General features: G+C 32.3%; 15 protein-coding genes. 1 reads left to right on the top strand and 14 read right to left on the bottom strand.

The window, feature by feature from the left end:
* Positions 1 to 3 precede the first annotated feature (3 nt).
* The 14 genes from GFU89_RS00995 to GFU89_RS00930 form a co-directional block, all read right to left on the bottom strand.
* Positions 4 to 1,803: a hypothetical protein gene (locus GFU89_RS00995; RefSeq protein ID WP_318845354.1), complete on the bottom strand. Its 1,800-nt coding sequence runs from the start codon at positions 1,801 to 1,803 to the stop codon at positions 4 to 6.
* A 738-nt stretch (positions 1,804 to 2,541) separates the two neighbouring features.
* Positions 2,542 to 3,780 (bottom strand): M12 family metallo-peptidase, encoded by a 1,239-nt coding sequence (locus GFU89_RS00990; RefSeq protein ID WP_318845353.1) that lies wholly within the window; start codon positions 3,778 to 3,780, stop codon positions 2,542 to 2,544.
* A 127-nt stretch (positions 3,781 to 3,907) separates the two neighbouring features.
* On the bottom strand, positions 3,908 to 5,146 hold the full coding sequence (locus tag GFU89_RS00985; RefSeq protein ID WP_318845352.1) for a hypothetical protein: 1,239 nt from the start codon (positions 5,144 to 5,146) through the stop codon (positions 3,908 to 3,910).
* Between the two features lie 601 nt (positions 5,147 to 5,747).
* Complete coding sequence (locus GFU89_RS00980) at positions 5,748 to 6,089, bottom strand: helix-turn-helix domain-containing protein (protein ID WP_318845351.1); 342 nt, start codon at positions 6,087 to 6,089, stop codon at positions 5,748 to 5,750.
* Entirely contained in the window at positions 6,065 to 6,496 is a 432-nt protein-coding gene (locus GFU89_RS00975) for a transposase (protein WP_318845350.1), read from the bottom strand. The genes GFU89_RS00980 and GFU89_RS00975 overlap by 25 nt, the downstream gene beginning before the upstream one ends.
* A gap of 316 nt (positions 6,497 to 6,812) precedes the next feature.
* On the bottom strand, positions 6,813 to 7,550 hold the full coding sequence (locus GFU89_RS00970; RefSeq protein ID WP_318845349.1) for a hypothetical protein: 738 nt from the start codon (positions 7,548 to 7,550) through the stop codon (positions 6,813 to 6,815).
* A gap of 12 nt (positions 7,551 to 7,562) precedes the next feature.
* The gene (locus tag GFU89_RS00965; RefSeq protein ID WP_318845348.1) at positions 7,563 to 8,303 is read right to left on the bottom strand and encodes a hypothetical protein; all 741 of its coding nucleotides are present in this window, start codon (positions 8,301 to 8,303) and stop codon (positions 7,563 to 7,565) included.
* Positions 8,304 to 8,320: 17 nt separating this feature from the next.
* A complete protein-coding gene (locus GFU89_RS00960; RefSeq protein ID WP_318845347.1) occupies positions 8,321 to 9,040 on the bottom strand; it encodes a hypothetical protein in 720 nt (239 codons plus the stop codon).
* 292 nt (positions 9,041 to 9,332) lie between these two features.
* Positions 9,333 to 10,586, bottom strand: coding sequence for a hypothetical protein (locus GFU89_RS00955; RefSeq protein WP_318845346.1), 1,254 nt, complete (start codon positions 10,584 to 10,586; stop codon positions 9,333 to 9,335).
* 1,833 nt (positions 10,587 to 12,419) lie between these two features.
* Positions 12,420 to 13,496, bottom strand: coding sequence for a hypothetical protein (locus GFU89_RS00950; protein ID WP_318845345.1), 1,077 nt, complete (start codon positions 13,494 to 13,496; stop codon positions 12,420 to 12,422).
* A gap of 132 nt (positions 13,497 to 13,628) precedes the next feature.
* Entirely contained in the window at positions 13,629 to 13,880 is a 252-nt protein-coding gene (locus GFU89_RS00945) for a hypothetical protein (RefSeq protein ID WP_318845344.1), read from the bottom strand.
* A 288-nt stretch (positions 13,881 to 14,168) separates the two neighbouring features.
* Positions 14,169 to 15,644, bottom strand: a complete 1,476-nt coding sequence (locus GFU89_RS00940) for a hypothetical protein (RefSeq protein WP_318845343.1) — start codon at positions 15,642 to 15,644, stop codon at positions 14,169 to 14,171.
* Between the two features lie 692 nt (positions 15,645 to 16,336).
* Complete coding sequence (locus tag GFU89_RS00935; protein ID WP_318845342.1) at positions 16,337 to 17,953, bottom strand: hypothetical protein; 1,617 nt, start codon at positions 17,951 to 17,953, stop codon at positions 16,337 to 16,339.
* A gap of 565 nt (positions 17,954 to 18,518) precedes the next feature.
* Positions 18,519 to 19,151, bottom strand: a complete 633-nt coding sequence (locus tag GFU89_RS00930; RefSeq protein WP_318845341.1) for a hypothetical protein — start codon at positions 19,149 to 19,151, stop codon at positions 18,519 to 18,521.
* A 528-nt stretch (positions 19,152 to 19,679) separates the two neighbouring features.
* Between GFU89_RS00930 and GFU89_RS00925 the strand changes: the two genes are divergently transcribed.
* Complete coding sequence (locus GFU89_RS00925) at positions 19,680 to 20,165, top strand: hypothetical protein (RefSeq protein ID WP_318845340.1); 486 nt, start codon at positions 19,680 to 19,682, stop codon at positions 20,163 to 20,165.
* Positions 20,166 to 20,554: the final 389 nt, after the last annotated feature.

The raw sequence follows: 20,554 nt of genomic DNA, 5'->3' as shown, positions 1-20,554 counted from the left end.
TTATCAATTTCCAAAGTTCACAAAATGAGGAACATCCGTTGCAAAATTATTCATTGGTAACAGATTATTCCTATTGCTGTTAAAATCAAAAACCGAGTTATTATCAAACGGAACCCGTGGATAGTACATGAAAGAAATCTGAATTCTGTTGAAAACCAGATATGGATTATTGATTAATACCCCAATACCAATTTTTGTATTTGCCTTTGTTTTTAATAGTTTATCATCAGGCATTCCCAGCCATCCAACTGCTGTAGTTAGATAAGGACTGAAGTGGAAATTCTTCCACGTTTTATTAATGAACAGTTGAAGCTGATATCTTAAAACCAGTTTTTTAGTCCCAATATAGTCGGAATTGTAAACAGGAAACTCATCTGTGGAAGAAAGATTGATTCTGTCTTTATAAGAATAGTTATGCTGTGGATTTCCTAAGGCTATCGTAGGAGAAAAGAAATGTCTTGCTTTGGCAAATTTCCAATCCATAAGATTTGTAAAATACGTTCCGTCTACACGGAAAGACTCGCGATTCTGGCTGTCTTCATTAAAAAAACGTCCAAACTGAGCTTTCACAGTGAAATATCCCAGTTTTATAAAACTACCGTAAGAAGCGGAAATTCCCACATAAGGATTCACTTCTTTGTTTCTTGATAAGCCTCCTGCAATAATGTTCACCGAATTACCGTATGCAACATCTTCCGGTAAATCATATTGAAAAATATTTCTCTGAACCGAAAAGTTTCTATGGATAAACCCAACAGACATCAGAAAACTGTTGTATGAGCTAAAATATTTATACTGGTCTATTCCCGGACTGTCTTTATACTGATAATTCTGAAATCTTCCTATTATCGCAATATTGCTGGATACTTTTTCGTTGGGATCTGATGAAACCGGAATCTGATAACCACCCCATAAATCCTGACTGTACACTTTGATCTGAACTTCCGGAAAAGCAGTATCGGTTTCTGTAGGAAGTAAAACTTTCCGTTTAAAATATTCAAATGTAAAACCACCCGCCCATTTCGTCAAAGGTGAGAAAAAGTCTCTTCTTAAGCTGAAATTAATTCTTTCATTTTTTGAAAAATCTCTTTCCCCAAGAAGCTGGGCATTGATATAAGTCCCTAAAAGGTTGTAGGTTGTATAGCTCCCCAAAAGATAATCCTGCTTTTCTTTAGAATCGTTTCTGTAAAGGAAATCAAGGGTGTGACCTAATCCCAATACATTTTCTTCAGTAGCTCCGAGACCAATTTTACTCCCGGAATAACTGATTCTAGGTTTCAGACTCCAGGAATCCAGAACTTTTACCACAACATCAATAGAATCTTTACTGGAAGTACTGTCGGAAACACTGATATTCACTCTGTTGATAAAAGGCATTGCTCTAAGCAAACGTTCGGATTCATAAAGTTTCTGGGCGTTATATTCTTCACCTTCTTCAAAAAGTAAATAATTATTAACCGTAGAGTTTCTTGTATTGGCATGAAGATGATCTGCCACCCAATCATACCATCTGGCTTTTTCTTTAGTATCGTTAGAGCCATATCCAAAGGGGTCAATGGTTTCGATCCTGATTTTTCTGATGTACTTTTTGTTATAAGCCTCCTGCGACAGCTTTTCTGTCCTGGACTTCACGGAAGTAGAATCCGGTTCTCTACGAAATATAAAGCGGTGAATGAATTTGGTAACCTTTCTCTTATCCGAAAATTCCTCTATTTTGTAATACAACGAGTCTTTCTTCTCCTGTGCATGTAAAAAGAAAAAACCAGTTAAGAAGAAAATCAGAGTTACAGCGAGTCTAGTCATTAGTCATCAAAATTCAGTTCAGTTTGTTGTATCAATTTATACGCCAACAAAGGCTAAATACCTACCACATTTAGGAAATTTTTCTATGTACAACTAACTTGTATTTAATAGTCTTATTTTTTATTATCATTTTCATCTCAGATGAGGCCTAGCATCGTTATTACATTCAGTATAAAAGAAAGCAATAGTAAAACAACCAATTCTTTCGAAAAACAACTCTCTTTCTTGTAGATCCTGCTTACTATTGATGATAATCCTAAAAAGATTAATCCCACCAACGTCAAAAAAACACTTCTGAATATTAATGCCGGAATAAAATTATTTTCTATCATCTGATTCCAATTTTCATTTGATCCTATCCAAACTCTTGAAATCCCTGCTAAGCATAGAAATCCAATTGTATAAATTACAGTTTTTAAAAGAAAAAAAGTATTTGTTTTATTGGTGTACTCCATTCAGATTATAAAATAAGAAGCCAAAATTATAAAAAATTTTCTTCTATAGCTTAAAGAGAAATAAACCACAGTAGCTCATTCTTTTTAAATCTAAGTTAAAAATCTCTTTTAAAAGAAAAAAATTAAGTTTGAAATAACATAATTACTAATGAGCTCCAGAATATAAATATAAACAAAAGCCCTCTCAAAGAGAAGGCTAAAAATCTAGATCATTTAATGTCTTTGGAGTAAATTTTTAAACTTACCTCATATATTATTTTAAAGCACTAAGACTATTTGATGATTATAATTTGGCTTTAATGTTAGCAATATTAGTTGCGTCATAATGTGTTATGTTTGAGGATGTAGATTTGTACATCAGATCATTGTAATCAGTCACATGAACAGCACCGAGGTTATGTCCACATTCATGAGCCAATACATTGAAGCCATTGTCACAAGCAATCAAGGTAGAATAGGAGCCTGATGAATACGTTCCTACCCATGCAGATCCTAAAACACCACTATCCCATTTATCTTCATAGAATGCACATCTGGCAACATTTTTCTGGGCCGGATTTTTATCGCAGTAATTTCTCAGATTATTCAGTTGAGTCAGAGAATTGGATTGTTTAGCCATAGCAAGTACATATTCAGAATACTTAACTGGCTGGGTCTGCTGATCTGGCACCTGATACTGACTAATAGAAGGCATATGTGCAAGGTTTGCCGGATCATTGTCTATATTATATAAAGAAATACAAAGATTAAGGTAGGCCTGGTAAAAATCATAAGTCCCATCCATATACATGATTTCCATATTATACTTACCAGGATCTGCCTCAACCGTTTTATTAAAAGATGGGTTAGATTCATTAAACGGAAGATGAGCTGTAGGACATTCGCTTTTTCCTTCAATACTTTCTCTTTTTCTCATTGAAATCGTTTGATTAATGAGCGTATAATGACTTGATTTTTCAACAGCCACCTCGTAACGCGAGTCATTATCTGTACTTTTTCTGTTCAGATTATTTAAAATCTGATCCCCATCAACCCCATTTTTTTGTGAAATGGCTAAAAATGTTTGTCTTACAGAAGGGCTCATTTCAAAATCATGTTTTTTATAGCCTATATTCAACTCCTCATTACCTTTAAGTAAGAAATTCTGGCCCTGATCTGTGTAGAGCAGTTCAAATCCATTCTCACTAACTAACATTACCGCCTTTTCAACCTTTTTCTGATCCGTACTGACAGTCCCAGCCAGGGTTCTCATTTTACCAAACAGAGTAGCTTTGGCACTTGTCATTTCAAAATTTAATGTTGTGCCATCATTCTTGATGAGTGTGAACTTTCTGAGCTCTCCGGCTTTTTCAATAGGTTTTGCAAAATCCGGAAGAACAGGAAGTTCTGAAATTTTATAAGCACTGCCATTAACTGTCGCATTAACAGTATTTTCCGGCAAATCATTTTCCTGATTTTCAGAATTACAGGAAACAAAAAGCAGACTGCCTAAAATAGCCGATAAGATGAGTTGTTTTTTCATATTTTAATTCTTTAAAGTGTGATAAATTGTTTGAACGTGTTTAATTACATATTTTTTTGATAATTTTATACTTATTTATGTAGATATTAATTAGGTTAAATGATTATCTGCAATACTTTTCATAACATTATAATTTTGCTTTAATTTTAACAATATTGGCAGCATCATAATGTTTCAGGTTTGAGGATGTAGACTTGAACATAATATCATTAGAATTGTTCACATGGCTAGCCCCCAGATTGTGCCCACATCCATGAGCCAGCACATTCGCCCCATTATCACAAGCGATTAATGTAGAATAAGGACTGCTTGAATAATAGCCTACCCATGCTAATACTAAAGTGTTGCTCTCCCATTCATCTTCGTACAATGCACATCTGGCTACACTTTTCTGGGTTGGATTATTAGCGCAGTAATTTCTCAGGTTATTCAATTGAGTCAGAGAATTTGTTTGTTTTGCCACAGCAAGAACATATTCTGCATACTTATCGGGCTGGGTCTGCTGGTCGGGTACCTGATACTGATAAATAACAGGCATATGGGCAAGGTTTGCCTGATCATTATCTATATTATACAGAGAAAGAGCAAGATTAATGTAGGCTTGATAAAAATCATAAGTATTATCCATATACATGATTTCCATATTATAATTGCTGGGATCTGCCTCTACCACTTTATCAGATGCCTGGTTATGCATAGTAAACGGATGCTGAAGTGTAGGACATTCTTTTTTTCCTTCAAAACTTTCTCTTTTTCTCGTAGAGGCGGTTTGATTAAGTAGTGTATAATGACCGGATTTTTCAACAGCCACTTCGTAACGCGAATCATTATCTATACTTTTTCTGTTCAGATTATTTAAAATCTGATTCCCATCAATTCCTTTTTTTTGTGAAAAGTCTAAAAATGACTGTCTTTGAGAAGGGCTCATCGCAAAATCATGCTTTTTATAGCCTATATTCAGTTCCTGATTTCCTTTAAGCAAGAAATTCTGGTCACCATCTGTGTAGAGGAGCTCAAATCCATTCTCACTCACTAACATAACAGCCTTTTCATCCCTTTTCTGATCAGTACTGACAGTTCCTGCCAGGGTTCTCATTTTCCCAAACAGAGTGGCTTTGGCACTCGTCATTTCAAAATTTAATGTTGTGCCATCATTCTTGATGAGCGTGAACTTTCTGAGTTCTCCAGCTGTTTCAATAGGCTTTGCAAAATCAGGAATAACAGGAAGTTCTGAAATTTTATAAGCACTGCCATTAACTGTCGCATTAACAGTATTTTCCGGCAAATCATTTTCCTGATTTTCAGAATTACAGGAAACAAAGAACAGGCTGCATAAAATAGCAGATAAAAAGAGTTGTTTTTTCATATTTTAATTCTTTAATATGTGATAAATTGTTTAGACGTTTTTAATTACATGATTTATTTAATTTTGATCTAGATTTTTGATTTAAATGAAAATTGAATGAGATTTCATTCCATGAGCAGAGAGTTGAGATACAGACTTTTTACTGTATCGTAAGTAATGATATACCTTTTATCTGAGACAAAACTAAATAATAATTTCGCAATTAAAATCGCATATGACGAATTATTTAATACTTAATGTACCTAATACGTATGATTTAATCAATTATTCTGATTTTTGGCTCTATCCTTAGGTTGAATCTATATTATTTAGAGCTTTTATTGGTGTTCAGCAGGTTTTTCTTTAAGTACTAATTGGCTAATTGATTAATAAATAATTGTTTAAATTTTTCACATACTTATATTCCAAATATTACCATTTTAACATCAAATCCGGGATTCTTTTTGAAAAACGAATCTTCATGGTTACAAAAAAATCTCTCTTATGAAAGAGAGATTAAAGCAACTGGTATTAAAAAAATGAGGGAAATAAGATGATAATTCTGGATGCATTATCACTATCATTTGTATATTCAGAATCAGTTTTACACATTATCTATAATTTACTCATATTGCTTTTTCCATTTTGCAATTGTATTTCGGCTTAACTTGTAGGCACTTGCAACTTGTGTATTATTGAGTTCGTGTTTTTTTTGATAGTCTAAAATTTTTATAATGCTTTTTTCATCATAAGAACGATGCCTTTGATTAAAGAGCTCAGTGTCGCGTGCTTTTTCCCCAAAAATGATTTTATTCAAAAGGATGATATCAAGAGCACAAAGTGATTCCTTTTCCATAATATTTTTACAATCATTCACTTTATCAGGAAACTTTTGTTCTATCATATCTTTATAAATACTCTTATAGTTAGGCATTGACGTTATTTTTTGTACTTTTCTATCCATTTATATAAGGTTGTTTTAGGAATGTTATATTCATTTATTATCTGTAATTTGGTTTTTGCCTTTGTTTCTATCAATTCAAGAATAAAATCTATGATTTCCTGAGTATAAATTTTTTTTCTGAATCCTGGTAAGACCTCTGATTTCTTAACAGGCTGATTTTGTTTCATGCTTAGAGAGGCTGGCGGTGAAAACAGTATTAAATGTTGTGTATAAATTCTGAAGAAGTCATATTCCAAAAGCTTACTCCATCTCAATAGTAAATTGGTGTCAAGACTTTCAGCATTATACATCTCTTGTACCTCTTCCTCAGAGCACTTTAAAAAATTTATAATACGGGGTATATCTACCTCAAGTTCATTTACTCTCTTACTGATTAGCTCACCAATACCTATATTCTTAAAATCCATTTAGAAATAATTTGTCGATTTTTCATTCAGTTTACATTTACGAAGATAAAGACGAGATCATTTACAAAGAAAAATTGTAATACGTAAAAATGACTAAACACAAATCCTTAGATATTTACAGCTAAAAAAGGGAATTCATATCAGAAACTACAAAATTCAAGCACTCAATAATCATTTATACTTAGTAAAAATAAATTATTAATGAAAATTTCATAATACTTCACGATAAATATAGTTGACCCTATGTTTATAACTATCATTACTACTCAAATAATACAATAGTTACTATCGACCATTTTATAAAACAAATGTTGTATTACTCGCCTAAATAAATAAACAAGTTCATCGTAAGGTATTCCGGTTCTATAGAAAATGTCTGTCCCTGACCTTCTATTGAAGCAGTAGCCGTATGGGTATGGCTCCAGGAGTTTGCATTTGTATTTCTAGTTTGGGTTCTATCTTGAAAACGTTTATCAACACCGGTTTTATTATTAGGTTTACCTCTTCTGTCATTGACAGCATATAAACCAGCAGATCCCATATGATGATCAAGAAGGTTATGTGAATGTCCTCCACTGGTAGCACTAGCTGTAGAAACATTATAGCTTGGTAGATTTTGAGTTGTCAATTTTACAGTATGGCTACCTCCAAGGCTACCATTAGATCCACTAGTATATTTTATGTACCTATCTCTCGCATCCCATAAATAATCTGAAAAACCTAGAGTATATGCATTTTTTTTGATTTTCTCAAAAGGTAATGTATTTATATTTCGTCCATTGATGAGAAACCATCCTGAATGATCATTTTTTTGCATCCCATATTTAATATCACCTAATGACGGAGATAGTTGTATATCTTCTCGCTTTTTAACACTCCCTTCATGATCTACAGCAAGAACATTTACAGGTGAGTTAATAATATCAAGCTTCCTGATCCTCATATTCCCATTTACATCAAGGGTTTTTGTCGGTTTGGGAGTATTTACTCCTATTTGAGCATAAATACAAGAATACGTACTTATAAATAAACTAAATACTACTATTTTTTTCATCTCTATATTTTGTTAGTTTCCAAGATAAATAAACGTATTGACCTCTATATATTTAGGAACAATACTAAATGACTGACTATTACCTCCAGCATTAGAAATTTTAAAAGAATGATTATGATTTCCAGAGTTTGTAGTTTGTGCCTGAGGACTAAGGTGTGGATTCCGTTTATTAGCACCATTTGTATTACCAACATTCGCCAAAGTACCATTAAAATTAGAACCAAATATATCAGAACGCTTATCAATAAAAGAATGATTGTGAGAAGCATTAGAAGATGAAGAGGTTTCACCACTAAAGCTTAACTTTGGCAGATTATTTTTACCAAGAATTACAGTGTTCTTACCTCCTGTACTAGCCGTATGTTGAGTATTCCCAGATATTTTAAGGAATTTACCTGTTGCATTCGGCAAAGCTGCTGCATACCCTATATTTTTTGCCGATAAACTCGCATTTGTCGGTAAAGAAAATATTTGCCGACCGTCCAGAAGATACCACCCATGATGATCCGTCCTCTGAAATCCTCTCTTTACATCTCCTTTTTGCGGCTTAATTTCCTCGTATTTCTTTTTCCCCACTACACCATCCACATCAGTGGCTATTATATATTCTGGATCTTTTTCCGTTTTAATATTTCTAACCCTCAATTCTCCGTTGACATCAAGAGTTTTAGTAGGTTGTTTTATATTTATACCTACCTGTGAATGAACCCATTGAATGGAAAACATTACTAATAGTAAGATTTTAAATTTCATATTTTTTGATTTAACAATTATTTTCCTAGATACACAAATTGTTTTAGACTAATATAGCCGGGGGTCAAATTAAAAGCAGTTCCATTACCATTACCTTTTAATGTTATATTATGGGAATGAGCCCCTGATACACTTGTAGTTCGTATTGTATTGTCTGAGCCCCATGTTGCTCCTGTATTCTGAGCATTCAAAGTCATTCCACCTCCGTTACCATGATTAATCATATTGACAAAAATATGATCATGTTTACCAGCTGAATCTGTAGTTCCACTCAGCTCAAACTGAGGCAAATTGTTTCGTGAGAGTATATTAGTAGAATTTCCACCTGTTGCACCTAAGATTCCTGCTGTGCTTTTACTTCTAGATAATTTATTCCTAAAATCTGGAAGAACGGAGTTAAACCCCAGCGAGACCGCATTTTGCCTTGCTACCGAGGGTAAAGTAGAAATACTTCTTCCATTTAAAAGAAACCAACCATTGTGATCCTGATTCTGAATAGCATCTTTGATATCACCAACTATTTCCTTTCGGAATTGAGTATAGTCCTGTTTTGAAATATACCCGTTTTCGTCAGAAACTAATATTTCAGCATTTGACGCGGCAACAGGTAAATTCCGAACTTTAACATCTCCATTTACATCTAAAGTTGCTGTTGGTTGTGCTACATTTATTCCTACTTGACCGTAAAATCCAGTGTAAAAAGTAATTGCAATAATTACAAAATTTTTTTTTTTCATCCATGTGTTTTTTTAGAGAGCTGCAAAGAAAAGAGATTACATTCTCATCTAAAAAAATGAACATACGTAAAAAAAACAAAAAGCAAAAATCTGGTCGTTACGATGGGTTACAATCACTTAAGACAACAAATAAGTGAAATTTAAGTATTTAAGACATTCTAAAAATCTTATAATGGAAAGGTTAAAATATATGAATCTTCTTAAATAAGTTTAAAATGAAAGCTTTGGTTGTTTTCTAAAGTTTAAACAAATTTATTTTAAAAGAAGTAAAATCCTATAAGTTTTTTAAAGATTAAGGATTTATTTTCTTTAGCCAAACATACAAATCCTCTCCTTTTTCCAGTCCTATTTTTTTTCTTAATGTATATTTTCTGGTCTGAATGGTTCTATAGGATCTGAATGTATATTCAGCAATCTCTTTAGAAGAAAAATTTAGATAAACATAGGCAAGAAGTGTTAATTCACCCAAATTAAAACTAGGATTACATTCTAAAAGTCTTGGGCTAAACTCAGGATAGAATGTCTGAAACTTTTCAAAGAAAGATGTTGTATTTTTTTTAGCTTCATAGATAACTTCCTCCAGCGTTACATCTAGTTTTTGTTGTAATTTTACATAATACATATTTTTTTCCTCCAGCAAATGATCTTTTTCCTGCAACAGCAAATTCTTCTCAGAAATGACGGCTCTCTTTCTTCGTTTTAACTTTAAATATCTATAACCTATTATAATATTTAGAGACATAAATGGTATAATAGCAGATAAAAAAATAATCCAATTGAGTTTCCTGAATTTTTCACTTCTATTCTGGTATTCGTTTTCTACTGTATTTACTGCAGACTGAAGGTTTGTTATCTTTAAACCGGCCAATTCATCAGACTCGATATAATATTTTTCCAAATAAATTTTCTCTTTTGCTTTATCATTAAGAAATCCATAAGACATTGAGATCTTTTTATTAGTGTAAGTAGAATATTCAAGGTCTTTGATTCTATTCTGATCAAGATCCTGTAAAGATTCAAAATAAAAATCAACTGCTTTTACATAATTTTTCAGCTCAAAATAGTAATCCCCAAGAGAAATGAGCTGGATGTATTTTCTTTTTATCCTGTTTAAGTGGGTATAACTTTTATTAAAATAATAATAAGCTGAGTCATACTTAAGGTTGTATAAACACACATATCCTTTTATAGTGTATAAATTTAAATTATCAGAGAAATCATCATCCAGATTCTTGGATATTTCATGATGAATCGTAATAGCTTTGTTAATAAACTTTTCTGAATACAGAGACTCCTGTTTATTAAGGTAATACGAAGCCATTCTTGCATTAGTTCTGGATAATAATTTTTTTGCTTCAATATCATTCTTTCCTGATAGAAGTTCTATAATCCTATGATATTCTTTAAGTTCACTATCAGTGAGTTTTAATTTATTATAATTAATCGCTTTTATTTCTCTGAATTGGCATTCTAATACAGCATCTTTCTTCGTTTCACTTCCATTTAATCCTTTTTCAATATATAAAAAACTATCTTTATAGTCCATTAATAGATTTGTACAACGAGCTATATTCAAGTAAGATTCGGCTAATTTCAATGAATTTTTCTCATTTTCAGCAATCATAGCCGCATCCTTTGCATATGTAAGAGATTGTATAGTATTCGTATACAAAGTTTCTTTCGATTTTTCCAGCAAACCATCAACTCTTTTAATCTCAATTCGTTGACTGTATAAAAACCCGAACATAAACAATAAAAAAATACGTATAAATTTAAATAACATATAAAATTTTCTATTTTTAATTAATATAAAAGAAAATAATTAACAATTTACAAAAAAAAACAACATATACTTCAATATCTTAACTTTAGCTACCTCTTTCATTTTAATGCATTACCCTATCATCAGCTTATTTAATTTAAAGGCTTAGATCTAAAATCATTTGCTTACGATAATTTGAATAATATTAAAAATGGATAAAGCGTCCAAAAGAGAAATACCAATATTAATTTCTGCTATTTTAGACATGAGATTTGCCATCTGTTACAAAATTTTATACTGAGCTAGAGGTTAAAAATGTTAAGCAAAAATTAATAAATCAGAGATTCACATCAAGTTGTACTATTTTATTTTAGTTACATCGTTTCCATGACAGAAAATGAAGATGAATAGAAATATTAGGCTCTATTTTTACAGGTTCTCATGAAATAAAATACTAAAAAATAACAATTGAATTATAAAACATTCATTATCAATAATTTTCAGGTCCTTATTCCTTGCCCGGTTTAGATCATAAAAGACAGCTATTTATATAAGATAATATTGTTTTCATAAGCGATATAAATTATTGAAGATAAGATGAAATGGATATCTATATTTTAAAATCTAATGAGGCTGTCTCAAAAGTGCTATTCTGAATGAAAAGCAATGTAGTGAGTAATCTCATTAGTTTGATTATTAATTAGACTTCTTGCTTTATCAGAATGACAAAAGTCGAATGATTTGACTTTTGAAATAATCTCCATATTTTATATTTGTCTTATTTCAATAATGCTGCAGTGCTTCTTAATTAATAAATTTTATAGAATTAATACCTGTTGACAATTTTGTTTGAAAAGACTGAATTGGGAAATATTACTGAAAAAAATCTTATTGTAATTTACCTTGTGACCGTCTATAAAGGTTTTATAAAAATTATAACTGCCTCTAGAAAAACCAACAATATAATTTATCATTGAATCAAAAGTATATATAATGGTCTCAATTCCTATTTGATCAGACATACTGATTAATACTGTAATCTTGGGGAATTTATTTCTTCTCATTGTAAGGGCTTTGCTGTTTTTACAAAAGAAAGGAATACCAACCCTATTTAAAAAAATAGCCATACGTAAAAACAACCCAAACGCGCAACAAACTAGTAATCAATAATTAAAAATTTATTTTCAAGAAGATACTGTAAAGATTGCGTACATACATACAACCAAATAATAATAATAATGATAAATTTATTATTTATTAAAAAGAAAATTTATCTGACATCAGTTTCTATATTGTACTCAATATTTTTTTATCCAAAACAAGTGATATAAAAATACTATTATCACAAATAAACTTACCTTCTTATTATTGACAATTTGTTTAAATGAGCATTTTATAATCAAGGACTATGTCAATTTAATGCTCAATACACCATTGCAAAAAATCAACACCTGTCAGTTCTTTTTTTGGTAAATTAAATGGACTCTCTGCCATTTGATCTTCAGAATATGACATCGCAGCTAAAAAACAGCAGAAATTACTATAGAATTCTGCTGTTAAATATAATTTCTATTATTTGATCAAATCTACATGATAATACATCAGGTAAATATTCTATCAGTTCTTTATCAATTGTATTTCGAAGAAGCTTCCAATACCATTTCCTGTTCCGCCACTTGGATTAGCAATAAAAGTAAGGCCATGATTTGCCCCGAAAAAATAAGTTCTGCCTGCTTGTAATTCAGCAACTCCTATAAATGTAGTTGCACTCCCGACAGTATTAGTAGAGGAATAGGTCCCTTTGATGTAAGCAGATGGTATTGAAAACCTTAATACCCAATTACTAGTAGTAGAATCAGCAAACCCAACAACAGCATTTGGTACATTATAGTTATCAGGATCGGTGAACTTGATTGAAGTTGTCATCGTTATTTTGTACAAACCTGTTTCCGGAGCTACAAAATTACCTTCTACATGGTCGAAATCATCACCGGGATCATCAACCTGGGTGAAATTATTTAATCTGTAAATCATCCCAGTTGTATTTCCAGTTGTACGATCATTATATAAATATGCTCTGGCAATTCCCTTTATTTCATTTTTCTTCTTTTTAATAACCCCATTAGCATCCGCTACCAAAGTTATATCCTGAATATTTGTACTGGGTACAATAGTTCTTAGCCTTAGGTTTCCATTTACATCAAGCTTTTGGGTAGGATCAGTGGTAGCTATTCCCATATTACCATTGTCAAGTACATTTACTCTAAATATATTGTCTGAACTTACAAGACCCATGATATATTCTGAAGCAGTGTTATTCCGGACGTTCAAAGCACTACCTGCGTAATTAAAACCACTTGGCCCCACTATTACTTTTCTGGATTTAGCAACCCCATCTACATCAAGCTTCTGCGCAGGGCTATCCGTTCCTATCCCAACATTGTTATCAGCAGCTAATACCACATTATTGTTACTATTTCCGTTAACAGTTAATTTCATGGAACTGCTACTATTAGTTCCATCTCCCTGATAATACGTTCTTATCCCTGACAAAATTTTATTGGTATCCCCAACATAACCACTTGTATAAAGGTTCGCTACATTCTGACCACTTTGCAGATTACCGATACCAGACCTTTCAACATACAGACTAGCTTCGTTACCATTTCTGAATATTAAAGAATTATCTGCCATACTCATAACTCTATTGCCTGTTAAAGTCCCATTGGCATTATAAATATTAGTATTGGTATCAGTATTCAGCTTTATCCACTTGCTTTTGGAACCATCAAAATGATAGAATCCTACAACATCAATATTGGATGCCTATCCTGTAGCTGTGCCTGTAGAGACATCATTTACATAAATTAAAGTAGAAGGTTCTACAGATATCATACTCAGTGCCCTCTGCCTGTCTACACGGGGAATAAGAACTCCATCTGCATTTGTTGTAGAACCTGTTGGGGTTTTAGCTGTAATATCTAGTGTACTTTTAGGAGTAGCAGTATTAATACCTACTTGTCCAAACATGATACTGCCTAACAAGATGGCAGCCAGAGGTAATAGTTTTTTTTCCATTGTAGAGATTTTATTTGTTAAAAACAAAAAAAACAAAAAATGGAACCACATTAAAAAAAAGACATACTCAATAAACAACATAATTAAAATACTATAAATCAAATAATTAAATTCCTTTATGAGAAAAATATTGTATAAACTACGTACCTAAATATCTTTTATTTCTATAAATTAACAGTAAACTCTTTATTTAAATAAAATGCTGCCTCAATATGAGACAGCATTTCGGAAATACAAGGTTTTTAAAAGTTAATTGAAATGTTTTTAATAAAAAAGAACTTTCATCACCTAGTCCATAATTGTAAGGGAAATCTGTGGTGCAATAGCATCATTAATTATTACATTACCTGAGTCTTGTTTAGCACATTTAACATATATAGTTTTAGTACTACCCACAGGAATCGTTATATATGTACTCATCGTGTTAGCGCTATTCCAATGTACTGCTGTATAACTCTGAGGTATAATAGATACAGAAGCATACTCACTCCCTGCTGTATCAAATACATGGCACCACGTATGCTTAGCATCACTGGTTTTTAGTCTTCCCATATTGACATCCACCTTATAAGTTCTTCCTCCCTTTAAAACGAAATCAGTATTATTATTACTTTTAGAAATATAGCCTTGTGGAGTGGAATTATACAACTGTTGTTGAAACAGCACTTTAGATCCATTATTACTGCTTGAATATGAGATAGTCTGTGAGGCATTAGAGGTAAAAGTAGCTGATGTATTTAACGTTTCACTCATTGAACCGAGAGTTGCCCATATCCTATTAGTATCCGTACCAACATTTACCTGTAATTTATTAATATCCTTATTATAAAGTAAAGTGGCAGTATGTGCTCTATCAGATGCAATTGCATCTCTTTGTGCTGTGGTCAGCTGCGGCATGCGTACCCCGGAATCTGTTCCTGAAATATCTAGTTTAGCTTTAGGCGAAGCTATACCTATACCTAAATAACCATCAGAGCTCAATGTCATTGACGTAGTTCCTATTCCGTTCACAGAAAAATTTAAGTCAGACTTTGCATCTGTTCCACTCCCCAAATAAGTAGATTTAATTGAAGCCAAATATTGTTCTGCCCCATTTACTCTTCCTTTAAAACTTACTCTCCCAACATTACTATTTGTTGATAAATTCGTTCCACTATGATGATGATATAAGGAAAGGCTTGGGTTTACATTATCCAATGATTCTATTTTCACATCTGCCCCTGCTCCAGAAAATATACCATCACCTTTTACGTCAAGCTTTTTGGAAGGAGTTGCCGTACCTATACCTACGTTATTGTTGGTAGCTAGTACCAAATTATTGTTGTTATTCGCATTAACTGAAAAAGTCATAGAACTGTTGGTATTGGTTCCATCTCCCTGATAATACGTTCTTATTCCTGACAAAATTTTATTCGTATCCCCAACATAACCACTTGTATAAAAATTTGCTACATTCTGACCACTTTGCAGATTACCGGTACCAGACCTTTCAACATAAAGATTAGCTTCATTGCCATTTCTTAATATCAAAGAGTTATTTGCCATACTCATGACCCTATTGCCCGTTAAAGTACCATTAGCATTGTAGATATTCGTATCTGTATTAAGCTTTGTCCATTTGCTTGTAGAAACATCAAAATGATAGAATCCCACCGCATCAATATTGGATGCCTGTCCTGTAGCAGTTCCTGTAGAAATATTATTGATATAAATTAAAGTGGAAGGCTCTACAGATGTCATGCTCAGTGCCCTCTGCCTATCCACACGAGGGATCAAAATTCCATCCACATTTGTTGAAATCCCTGTTGCATTTTTTGCAGTGATATCTAAGCTACTCTTTGGAGTGGTTGTATTAACTCCCACCTGCCCAAACATAATGCTACCTAACAGTATAGCAGCAAAAGGTAATAGTGATTTTTTCATTCTTTAAAGTATTTTATATGTCTTACAAAGAAATAAGAGAAAAAAGAAAAAGTAAAAAAAAGACATACGTAAAAAAAACATTAAAAAAAATACTGAGAACAAACATATTAAATTCAATTTATTTAGATTTCACATAGAAAATACGTACTTCTCATGTATTGGAAGGAAAGGAAACATCCAAATCCCCAGCTTGATATACACGAAATACAAGGTATAAAAAGAGACTGCCTTCATATAAGACAATCTCTTTAAAGTACAAGTATTTAGAACTGATAGGAAGCATAATTACAAAGCATTTTATGATAACCGATTCATTACTTAGTAGTAATTTTAAATTTATAAATTTTATGCCTATACATATTAGATCCCTAAAATCAATAATTATTTGTTTTTTTGAAGCTCTAAATTACTGATATTCTACCCAAAGATTTTATAGAAATTTTAATCAAGTATCTCGATTTAGCAAATTCTGCATTTTAATGTATATTAATTTGACCTAAACTAATGAATACATCCTAAAAAACATTCTCAAATTAGTTAGCTACTGGTATGGCATATAAGAAATTCTCACCATAGCTACCTGTTTTCACAGCAGGTGGATTTCCTACTGAATTTAAATTTCTTGTAAATACGTGTAAATAAATTGAGTCACTCGTAACATTTACAGGGATGCTGCCGGTAAAATATGTATATTGAAACTGTCCTACTACAGGTGTTAACCAACCAGATATAAGATTAGTACCTAAAAAAGAAAAACCAGTTGTTTGTAAGCTCGTATTGCTGCTACTTAAGGTAAACCTTACCCATCTATTATTATTTAGATTGATAACTGATTCCGAATTAACAGTATCTACCAGTTGACCAATATAAACAATCCATTTCCCTTTGGTTAATCCAATCCAAGCTCCCATATATTTGTTTGGCTCAATCGTAATATCACTGCTAGTTAAAGTTCCAAAAACAGCGGGAGGATAGTTATCGGAAACCTTTGTTTTTTTCACAACGCCATCAGTCCCTATAGCCAATAAATTATCAGAGGTACTCATAGTAGTAGAAAGAGGAACATTTCTTAGTCTCACATTACCATCAACATCCAGTTTTTGTGTAGGCGCATTCGTACCAACTCCCACATTACCACTTTCTTCAATTCTAAATCTTTCATTGCTAACAGTATTAAAAGCAAGAAGTATGGGTTTGGTAGAATCCAGATTCCTCACCTGCAAACCTCCTGCGTATTGTACCGTATTTCCAATATTCAAAGGCCCTCCTTGAATATTTACTTTGGAGCCCGGCACAGGAGTACTTGTTCCAATACCTACGTTTCCAGTCCCACTAAAGGTCGCATTAAATCCTGCCATTGCTATATTAGTATTTTTAACTAAGGTCCCTCCCAGTTGAAGGTTACTTCCAGTTTTGGTAAGACCGTTATTTGCTGTTGTATCAGGAAGGTCTGCCCAGGTTGAAACACCATTGGCATCACTGGTTAAAACCTTGCTTGCTCCCTGTGAACCATCTACTATTCTTATACTCCCGTTTACATGCAGTTTTTGTGTAGGTGAATCTGTTCCTATCCCAACATTATTATTATTAGCTAGCACCAAGTTGTTGTTACTTGCTCCATTAACTGAAAAAGTCATTGAACTGTTGTTATTGCTTCCATTTCCTCGATAATAGGTTCTTATTCCTGACAAAATTGTATTCGTATCCCCAACATAACCACTTGCATAAAGATTTGCTACATTCTGACTACTTTGTAGATTACCCGTACCAGACCTTTCAATATAAAGATTAGCTTCATTGCCATTTCTTAATATCAAAGAGTTATTTGCCATACTCATGACCCTATTGCCCGTTAAAGTGCCATTAGCATTGTAGATATTCGTATCTGTATTAAGCTTTGTCCATTTGCTTGTAGAAACATCAAAATGATAGAATCCCACCGCATCAATATTGGATGCCTGTCCTGTAGCAGTTCCTGTAGAAATATTATTGATATAAATTAAAGTGGAAGGCTCTACAGATGTCATGCTCAGTGCCCTTTGCCTATCTACACGAGGGATCAGAATTCCATCAGCATTTGTTGATGTTCCCGTCGCATTTTTGGCTGTAATATCCAATGTACTTTTGGGGGAAGCAGTATTCACACCCACCTGTCCATATATGATTGTACTACAAAATAGAACAGTCATAGGTAATAATGTCTTTTTCATTGCTTAAAAAATTTTATGTTTAGTGCAAAGAAATAGGTTTAAAAAAGAAAAAGAAAAAAAAGACATACGTAAAAAAAACAATACATCAAATATCTAAAAATGAGACAATTAACAAAGAAAATACATTTTTTAGGTAATTTATAACTTTAAGTATTCTTTCTTTTGATTTAATCTTTTAAAAGTAAAAGAAGAACTTTAACATTTTACCAATACTTCCATTTTAAATCATTTAAATATTTATAAAAAATATGATGATTTAGTTTATATAAATAAAAAAAACTGCCTTATTTCTAAGGCAGCCTGTCAAAACACAAATAACACGTAGAATGATGAGCAATCTTTCTACCAATATAATCTAGCAACTTTCTTTACATGAAAACAACTATTATGCTCATCACTACAATTAAATATATCATTGTAATGTTTTAATAATATTGAACTAAAGCATTCATTACATTTTTATATCGGTTTTAAGCCTATTTTCAGAAAATCTTGAGATAAAAAATTACTCACTGAACCACCAGTTTTTTACAAGTGTAATACGTACGCCCACGGAAAAAGATCCCAGGCTATTCATATTCTCAAGATCTGTAATGGCATACACTTTTCCCAACCCTCTGGAATATGCCGCAAAAACCTCAGTACGGTCTGAAATAGCAAACCCACTTCCCCCATTCAAAACATAATCTAGTTTTGTAGAATGATATTGAGTTCCGTTGTTGTAATCTAATCTCCATACTATATATTCTAGCTTTCCTCCAACAAACAAGTACAATCTGCTTTTTTCGAAATTTTGATTTAAATATTTTTTCAGATGTACTCCTCCAGCATATGTGGCAAATTCCAGATCTCCGGTATAAGGGCTCCTAACAGGCAAGGATAGTTCGAAAAAAGGCTGCAAGTACAATTCTCCAGAATCGAAATATAATATTTTCGAAAGCGCTACATCCACTGACACATGGGCTGTATATTTATTAATCCACCTGCTTTTTCCTTCTTTTTTATCTGATAAATTTCCCCCTGCATAGCTTGCTCCTACATTCCATTTTACAAACTGTGACCGCCAGTCATCATAATGCTGGGCATAAAGAATTTTTGAAAATATTATTAGTAGACAAATAAGTAGTTTATCTTTCATCTATTGGTTGTGTTTTTTCTTGTGAATGGAGAATAGTTTTAATTTCAGACAGTCTTTCTACATTGATTATAGAACATTTTTAATTCTTTTTCAGCCGTCAGAGGCTATTTTATCAACTTCCATGCTTATTTCATCTCAATTACGAACTGCCTCACTCAATGATTTTTTTTTAACCCAGCATCTCTACTGAGGATGAAAATTCATGTTGGAAAGAAATGAACTATTCTAAAATTGTTCACAAAAAATAAACACCAAAAAGGATGATTCAAATAAAACACTAGTATTCAGGCATTTACAATATTATCTGCTATAAAAAATAAACAAAAAAGTACCCTATACGTATATATTTCCATAAGTTCACTGATCAAGAGCTCCTGTATTTTGTAAAGCAGATTCTCTTTTACCCGTTAATCAAATCCTTTAGGTTATAATTCTACAAGAAGAACTGAACTAAAATAAATCATATAGCATGACGATCTCAATACCATTTTTTTTATTATTTTTACTAATTATAAATAAAAATAAGACATGAGGAAAATTGTATTCTCGGGAATAGCTGTTATAGGAGGATTACTAACAGCAAATGCACAGTGTAAACCGGTATCTATCCTTGCAGAAAATTTTGACACCTGGAAAGACATCAATAAATGCTGGACAGCTCAGCCGGGGAAAGCGATGCTGTATGCAAGTGATAAAAGAATTGTTTTTTATTCAATGAGCAACCCAGGAGAAAATATGTATCTGGTAACTCCTGAAATCAAAGCGGGAACCTATAGCCTTTCTCTTGATCTTTCGGATAACGGAGGCGAAACAACATTAGAGCTTTTGTCAGTAAACAACCCTTCTGATGCAAAATCTTATGTTTCAATCACTAAACCGTCAAAGATTACAGGAGAGAAAAAAACATTTACTATTTCTTTGAAAAAAGATGCACATCTGGGACTTAAAGTTCTGTTGAATGGTGTACACCAAGCTGTTTATATGGATAATCTTTCTTTGACTTTAAAGAAATAGATCTTTAAAATCAGTAACAAACAAAGCAAAGCTGTCTCCTAGGTTTGTATCGTCAAACAGAGGAGACCGTTTTACTTGATAAGTATTTGCTCTTTAACGTGATAAATTAACCAATAAGGTTTAATAATTTCTATAACCCATTACTCTTATTGTATATCTATAAATTGTCTACAAAATTATTTATGGCAATAAAAAGGGTTTTCTCTTTAATCAGACAAGGATTTTTTAAGATTGTAGAATATTAGGAACATTGCCACTTAACTGTGTCCAACCTACATTATTAAAAACAAAACATGAGGATCAAATAACGATTAATGCAAAAAACTAAAACAACCTGAATTCAGGATAAGAATTTTAATTTTCTCAGAGCAATTTACTAAGCTACGCTC

The organism is Chryseobacterium sp. JV558, assembly GCF_033712365.1.
GTDB lineage: Bacteria > Bacteroidota > Bacteroidia > Flavobacteriales > Weeksellaceae > Chryseobacterium.
The sequence above is the reverse complement of the archived record's forward strand: the minus strand, read 5'-3'. Positions and strand labels throughout refer to the sequence as shown.

What these genes read in the sequence shown, in the direction of transcription:
- GFU89_RS00995 (WP_318845354.1), bottom strand. Translation starts at nt 1,803, where the DNA reads ATGACTAGACTCGCTGTAACTCTGATTTTCTTCTTAACTGGTTTTTTC.
- GFU89_RS00990 (WP_318845353.1), bottom strand. Translation starts at nt 3,780, where the DNA reads ATGAAAAAACAACTCATCTTATCGGCTATTTTAGGCAGTCTGCTTTTT.
- GFU89_RS00985 (WP_318845352.1), bottom strand. Translation starts at nt 5,146, where the DNA reads ATGAAAAAACAACTCTTTTTATCTGCTATTTTATGCAGCCTGTTCTTT.
- GFU89_RS00980 (WP_318845351.1), bottom strand. Translation starts at nt 6,089, where the DNA reads ATGGATAGAAAAGTACAAAAAATAACGTCAATGCCTAACTATAAGAGT.
- GFU89_RS00975 (WP_318845350.1), bottom strand. Translation starts at nt 6,496, where the DNA reads ATGGATTTTAAGAATATAGGTATTGGTGAGCTAATCAGTAAGAGAGTA.
- GFU89_RS00970 (WP_318845349.1), bottom strand. Translation starts at nt 7,550, where the DNA reads ATGAAAAAAATAGTAGTATTTAGTTTATTTATAAGTACGTATTCTTGT.
- GFU89_RS00965 (WP_318845348.1), bottom strand. Translation starts at nt 8,303, where the DNA reads ATGAAATTTAAAATCTTACTATTAGTAATGTTTTCCATTCAATGGGTT.
- GFU89_RS00960 (WP_318845347.1), bottom strand. Translation starts at nt 9,040, where the DNA reads ATGAAAAAAAAAAATTTTGTAATTATTGCAATTACTTTTTACACTGGA.
- GFU89_RS00955 (WP_318845346.1), bottom strand. Translation starts at nt 10,586, where the DNA reads ATGGACTATAAAGATAGTTTTTTATATATTGAAAAAGGATTAAATGGA.
- GFU89_RS00950 (WP_318845345.1), bottom strand. Translation starts at nt 13,496, where the DNA reads ATGGCAGATAATTCTTTAATATTCAGAAATGGTAACGAAGCTAGTCTG.
- GFU89_RS00945 (WP_318845344.1), bottom strand. Translation starts at nt 13,880, where the DNA reads ATGGAAAAAAAACTATTACCTCTGGCTGCCATCTTGTTAGGCAGTATC.
- GFU89_RS00930 (WP_318845341.1), bottom strand. Translation starts at nt 19,151, where the DNA reads ATGAAAGATAAACTACTTATTTGTCTACTAATAATATTTTCAAAAATT.
- GFU89_RS00925 (WP_318845340.1), top strand. Translation starts at nt 19,680, where the DNA reads ATGAGGAAAATTGTATTCTCGGGAATAGCTGTTATAGGAGGATTACTA.